Source organism: Streptomyces atroolivaceus (genome assembly GCF_000717025.1).
GTDB lineage: Bacteria > Actinomycetota > Actinomycetes > Streptomycetales > Streptomycetaceae > Streptomyces > Streptomyces atroolivaceus.
The window spans coordinates 1-6,546 of sequence record NZ_JNXG01000035.1; the positions used below are offsets into that span (position 1 = coordinate 1).

Here is a 6,546-nt window from a genome sequence, read left to right on the forward strand (position 1 = left end):
CCGGGTGGGGGCCAGGTGATGTGTTCGGTGGGTGGGGTGGTGGTGGGTGTTCCGGCCGGTGCGAGGGTTCCGGTGGCGTGCCGGACCCACCCGGCGTCGCCACCGGTGCGCGAGTGGATCGCGAACGGCCTTGCGCCCGTCGGTTCCGGCGCGCCGACGATCACCTGGAGGACCACGGCGCCCTGTTCGGCGAGCGGCAGTGGCGCCTCCAGCGTGAGGTCGTCCACCCCGCCGGCGCCCGTCCGGTCCGCCGCGTGCAGTGCGAGGTCGAGGAAGCCGGTGCCCGGGAGGAGCGCGGTGCCCTCCACCGCGTGCTCGGCCAGCCAGGGGTGCGTACGGAGCGAGATCCGCCCGGTGAACACCGTCTGGTCGCCCTCGGCGAGCGGGACGCTCGCACCGAGCAGCGGGTGCCCGGCCGCGTCGAGACCGAGGCCGTCCGCGTCCACGGCCGTCCCGGAACCCTCCAGCCAGTAACGCTGCCTCTGGAACGGGTAGGTGGGCAGCCCGGACGGGTCCGCCCGGCGCCGGTCCCGGCGCCATGCGCCGGGCGAGACACCCGCCACGTGCGCCTCGGCGAGCGAGGTGGTGAAGCGCCCGAGGCCGCCTTGGTCGCGGCGCAGGGTGCCGAGCGCCACGGCCGTGGCGCCGGCCTCCTCGACCGTGTCCTGGATCGCCGTGACGAGGACGGGGTGCGGGCTCACCTCGATGAAGGTGGTGTGCCCGTCGGCCAGGAGCCGGCGCACCGTCTGCTCGAAGAGGACCGGCTCGCGCAGATTGCGCAGCCAGTAGGCCCCGCCGAGCTCCGTTCCCGCGAGCGGAGCCTGCGTGACGGTGGAGTAGAACGGCACGTCCGACGGGCCGGGAACGACCCCGCCCAGCAGCTCCCGCAGTTCGTCCGCCAGGGCGTCGACGTGCGGTGAGTGCGAGGCGTAGTCGACCGGGATCATCCGGGCCCGGATCCTCTCGGCCGTGAGCCGCTCCTTGAGCGTGGCCAGGGCATCGGCGGCGCCGGAGACGACGGTGAGAGCCGGGCCGTTGACCGCGGCGATGTAGGTGTCGTCGGGCAGACGCTCCCGCACCACGTCCGCGGGCAGCTGTACGGACAGCATGCCGCCGGTCCCGGCGAGCCGGGTGATGGCCCTGCTGCGCAGTGCGGCGATGCGCGCGGCGTCGGCGAGGGTGAGCGCGCCGGAGAGGCAGGCGGCCGCTATCTCGCCCTGGGAGTGGCCGATCACGGCGGCCGGCTCGACGCCGTGCCGGCGCCAGAGCCGGCCCAGCGAGACCATCATGGCGAACAGCGCGGGCTGCACCACGTCGACACGGTCGAGCGAGGCGGCCTGCGGATCGCCGGCCAGTACCGCCGTCAGGTCCCAGTCGGTGTGCGGCGCGAGGGCCTCCGCGCACTCCTGTACGTAGCCGGCGAACTCCGGGCTCCGGGCCATGAGCTCACTGCCCATCGCGAGCCACTGGCTGCCCTGGCCGGGGAAGACGAACACGGCCCGGGCCGGTTCGTGGCCGAGGGTGGTCCCGGTGACGACGCCCGGGGCCTCCTTCCCGCCGGCGAGGGCGTCGAGCCCCGACAGCAGAGCCTCACGGTCCCCGGCATCGACGACGGCGCGATGGCCGAAGCGGGTCCGGGCCGCGAGCGCTTCCGCGATGTGCCCGGCCGGGACGTCGGGGTGCTCCGTGGCGTACGTGCGCAGGAGCCGCGCCTTGTCCCTGAGCGCGTCCTGGGTCCTGGCGGACAGCAGCCAGGGGAGCGGAGGGTCTTCCTCCGCCGTCTGCTCCGCCACGGGCGTGGGGGCTCCGGCCTGTTCGATGATGACGTGGGCGTTGGTGCCACTGATCCCGAAGGAGGAGACGCCGGCCCGACGGGGCTCGTCGCCGGCCGTGTCCCACGCGCGGCCTTCGGACAGCAGCCGGACGGTGCCGTCCGACCAGTCGACGTGCTTGGTCGGCCGGTCGGCATGGAGCGTCTTCGGCAGCCTGCGGTTCCGCATGGCCATCACCATCTTGATGACGCCGCCGACGCCCGCGGCGGCCATCGTGTGGCCGATGTTCGACTTCAACGAGCCGAGCCACAGCGGATGTTCTGCGTCCCGTTCGCTGCCGTACGTGTTGATGAGGGCCTGTGCCTCGATGGGGTCGCCGAGCCGGGTCCCGGTGCCATGAGCCTCGACCGCGTCCACCTGGGACGCGGTGAGCCGGGCGTTGGCCAGGGCCTGTCGGATCACCCGCTCCTGGGACGGTCCGTTGGGCGCGGACAGACCGTTGCTGGCGCCGTCCTGGTTGGTCGCGGTGCCCCTCACCAGGGCGAGGACATGGTGCCCGTTGCGCCGGGCGTCGGACAGCCGCTCCAGGAGCAGGAGCCCCGCCCCCTCCCCCCAGCCGGTGCCGTCGGCGGAGTCGGAGAAGGCCTTGGAGAGACCGTCGGGGGAGAGCGCCCGCTGGCGGCTGAACTCGATGAAGCTGGTGGGGCCCGCCAGTACGGTCGCGCCGCCGGCCAGGGCGAGCGAGCACTCGCCCTGGCGAAGGGACTGGGCGGCCAGATGCAGCGCCACCAGCGACGACGAGCACGCGGTGTCCACCGAGACGGCCGGGCCCTCGAGACCGAAGGAGTAGGCGATACGTCCCGAGGCGACGCTGGCGGTGGTGCCCGTCGCCAGGTATCCCTCGACGGCCTCGGGAGTCTGGCCGAGCCGGGTGACGTAGTCGCCGGCGACCACGCCCGCGAACACGCCGGTGTCGGTACCACGCAGCGTCGTCGGGTCGATCCCGGCCCGCTCCACGGCCTCCCAGGCGGTTTCGAGGAGCACGCGTTGCTGCGGGTCCATCGCCGTCGCCTCGCGCGGGTTGATCCCGAAGAACGCCGCGTCGAAGCGGTCGGCGCCGGCGAGGAAGGCGCCGCGGCGGGTGTACGAGGTCCCTGAGCGGGTCGGATCCGGGTCGTAGAGGCCCTCGGTGTCCCAGCCACGGTCCTCGGGGAAGTCGGTCACCGCGTCGGTGCCGGCGGACACCAGCTGCCACAGGTCCTCGGGCGAGGCCACCCCGCCCGCGTAGCGGCAGGCCATGCCGACGATGGCGATCGGATCGTCGTCGGCTGCCACGGGGGCGGCCGACGGCCGTGCCCCGGCCGTCCCCGTGGCGGGCTCCGGCCCGCCGAGGAGCCCGGTACGCAGATGGGAGGCGAGCGCGGCCGGGGTGGGGTGGTCGAAGACGAGCGACGACGGTAGCCGCAACCCGGTGGCGGAGTTGAGCCGGTTGCGCAGCTCGACCGCCGTGAGGGAGTCGAAGCCGACGTCCTTGAACGCCCGCTCGGGAGCGAGGGAAGCGGCGGCGCCATGGCCGAGGACGGCTGCGGCCTCGGCCCGTACCAGAGCCAGCAACTGCCGGTCGCGTTCCGCCTCGTCGAGGGCGGCCAGCCGCTCCGTCAGCGCCCCGGCGCCCGCCGGGGCGGACCGGCCGCTCGCCGCCCGCCTGGTCCGTGGCCGGACCAGGCCACGCAGCAGTGGCGGCAGGGTGCCGGCCTCGGCGCGTGCCCGTAGCGCGGACAGATCGAGGCGCAGCGGGACGAGAAGGGGTTCGTCGCAGCTGAGCGCCTCGTCGAAGAGGGCGACGCCGCGCTCCGGGTCGATCGGCGCGAGCCCGGCGCCGGCCAGCCTGGCGAGTTCGCCGTCCCCGAGTCCGCCCGCCATGCCGCCGCCGGTGCCGTCGTCGCCCGCGCCCCACAGCCCCCAGGCGAGGGAGACGCCGGGCAGGCCGTTGGCACGGTGGTAGGCGGCGAGGCCGTCCAGGAAGGAGTTGGTGGCCGCGTAGTTGGACTGGCCCGCGTTGCCGACGATCCCGGCGAAGGAGGAGAACATCACGAACGCGGCCAGGTCCAGATGGCGTACGGCGTCCGTCAGATGCCAGGCGGCGTCCTGCTTCGGCCGCGCGACCGTGTCGAGGCGCTCCGGCGTCATCGACTCGATGGTGCCGTCGTCCAGCACACCCGCCGTGTGCACGACGGCGGTCAGCGGGTGCTCCGGCTCGACCGTCGAGACCAGCCGTCGCACGGCCGCCGCGTCGCCGGTGTCGCAGGCGACCACGGTGGCCCTGGCGCCCAGCGCCGCGAGCTCGGCGACGAGTTCGTCCGTACCCGGGGCCTTCGGACCGCGCCGGCTGGTCAGCAGTATGTGCCGCACACCGTGCCGGGCGGCCAGATGGCGGGCGAAGCGCCGCCCGAGCGTGCCCGTGCCGCCGGTGACGAGCACCGTGCCGTCCGGGTCCAGGGCGCGCGGCAGGGTGAGGACCACCTTGCCGACGTGCCGGGCCTGGCCCAGGTACCGGAACGCCTCCTGCGCCCGGCGGATGTCCCACGCCTCCACGGGCGGCGGAGTCAGCCGCCCCGCATCGAACCGGGCGCGCAGGTCGGTCAGCATCTCCTGGATGCGGTCGGGCCCGGCCTCCATCAGGTCGAACGACCGGTAGCCGACACCCGGGTGCGCCGCTGCGACCCGTCCGGGATCGCGGATGTCCGCCTTGCCCATCTCGATGAACCGGCCACCGCGCGGCAGCAGCCGCAGTGATGCGTCGACGTACTCGCCGACGAGCGCGTCCAGGACGACGTCCACGCCGCGGCCGCCGGTGGCGGCGAGGATCTCCCGCTCGAAATCGAGCGTGCGGGAGTTCGCCAGATGGGCGTCGTCGAAGCCCTGGTAGCGCAGCGCGTCCCATTTGGCGGGGGAGGCCGTGCCGTACACCTCCAGACCGAGGTCGCGGGCGATCTGCGTCGCGGCCATGCCGACACCGCCGGCGGCCGCGTGGATCAGCGCCGTCTGGCCGGCACGGGCCTCCGCCAGGTCGGTCAGCGCGTACAGGGCGGTCAGGAAGACCACGGGCACCGCGGCGGCCTGCGTGAACGACCATCCGTGCGGCACACCGGTGAGCAGCCGGTGGTCGGTGACGGCGACGGGCCCGGCCGCGCCCTCCGTGAAGAGGCCCATCACCCGGTCACCCGGCGCGAACCCGTCGACACCGGGGCCGGTCTCCAGCACGTATCCGGCGCCCTCGCTGGCGATCGGCGCCTCGCCGGGGTACTGGCCCAGAGTGATGAGGACGTCGCGGAAGTTGAGTCCGGCGGCTCGGACGGTGACCCGCACCTGGCCCGGGCCCAGCGGGGTGTCGGGGGCCTCGGCGGGCAGCAGCGCGAGGTTCTCCAACGTCCCCTTCGCCGTCGAGCCGAGCCGCCAGCCCGGTGCGTCCGCCGGAACCGGGAGCCGCCCCCCGGGTGCGTCGGCGTTCAGCCTGGCCGCGAGGACGGTGCCGCGGCGGATCGCGAGCTGGGTCTCGTCGGCCGTGTCCAGCGCCGCGCCGAGGGCCCGGTACGAACTCTCCTCCCGGTCCACGTCGATCAGCAGGAAGCGGTCCGGGTGCTCGGCCTGAGCGGAGCGGACCAGACCCCACACGGCCAGGCTCTGGTCGCGGATCGGCTCGTCGTAACGGGTGGAGACGGCGTTGCGGGTGACCACGACCAGCCGGGATCCGGCGAAGCGCTCGTCGGCCAGCCAGCGCTGAATCAGCCCCAGCATGCGGTGCGGCGCCTCGCGTGCGATCTCGACCGGGTCGTACGTGCCCCTGGACGGACGCCCCGGCGTGAAGGGCAGCAGCACCTCGGCCGGTACGTGATCTCCGGCGGCGGCCAGCGCGTCGAGGTCGGCGTGGCACACGACGCCCTCGCCCAGGGCGGCGGTGACGCCGATGACGTCCGGGCCCACCACCGCCCGGACGGGCGGCGTGGCCCGGGCCACGACCGGGGCCGGGACCGGCCGCCAGTCGACCCGGAACAGGGCGTGGGACCGGTCGCCGGACGCGAGGGACGCCGAGGCGAGGTCGGCCGGGCGGAGCAGGAGGGAGCCGACGGTCACGACCGCGTCGCCCTCGGGGTCGGCGGCGGTCAGCGTGACCGTGTCGGCACCGGACCGCTTCAGGCGCACCCGCAGACGTCCGGCGCCGGTGGCGTGCAGGGTGACGTCCGACCAGCTGAACGGCAGCAGGACCGCGTCCGGCGCGTCTCCCACCGGATCGAGCAACAGCGGGTGGAGCGCGGCGTCGAGGAGGGCCGGGTGCACCGGGTGGCCGTCCGCGTCGGACTGCTCGGGCAGGGTGATCTCGGCATAGAGGTCGTCCCCGTCGCGCCAGGCCGCCACGAGGCCCTGGAACGTCGGTCCGTAGGAGTAGCCGCGGGCGTGGAGGCCGTCGTAGAGCCCGGTGAGGTCGACGGGTTCGCCGGGCGGCGGCCAGGGGAGGGCCGCGGGGGCGGCCGCCGTAGCGGTCAGGGTGCCGGAGGCGTGCCGGGTCCAGGACTCCGACCCGTCGTCGCGCGCGTGGATCGTGAAGGCACGGCGGTCGGATCCGGCCGTCGCGTCCACCACCACCTGGAGGTCCACCAAGCCACGTTCGCCGAGGACCAGTGGGGCTTCGAGGGTGAGTTCCTCGAGGGTGGGGGTGTCGGTGTGGCCGGCGGCGTGGAGGGCGAGGTCGGTGAAGGCTGTGCCGGGCAGGAGG

Annotated in this window: 1 protein-coding gene; it reads right to left on the minus strand. The window is 74.6% G+C overall.

Going from position 1 to position 6,546, the window contains the following annotated elements; translation table 11 throughout:
* Nucleotides 1–6,546, minus strand: a 6,546-nt coding sequence (locus OO67_RS35195) for a type I polyketide synthase (protein ID WP_033305921.1), incomplete at both ends; no start/stop codon positions are given.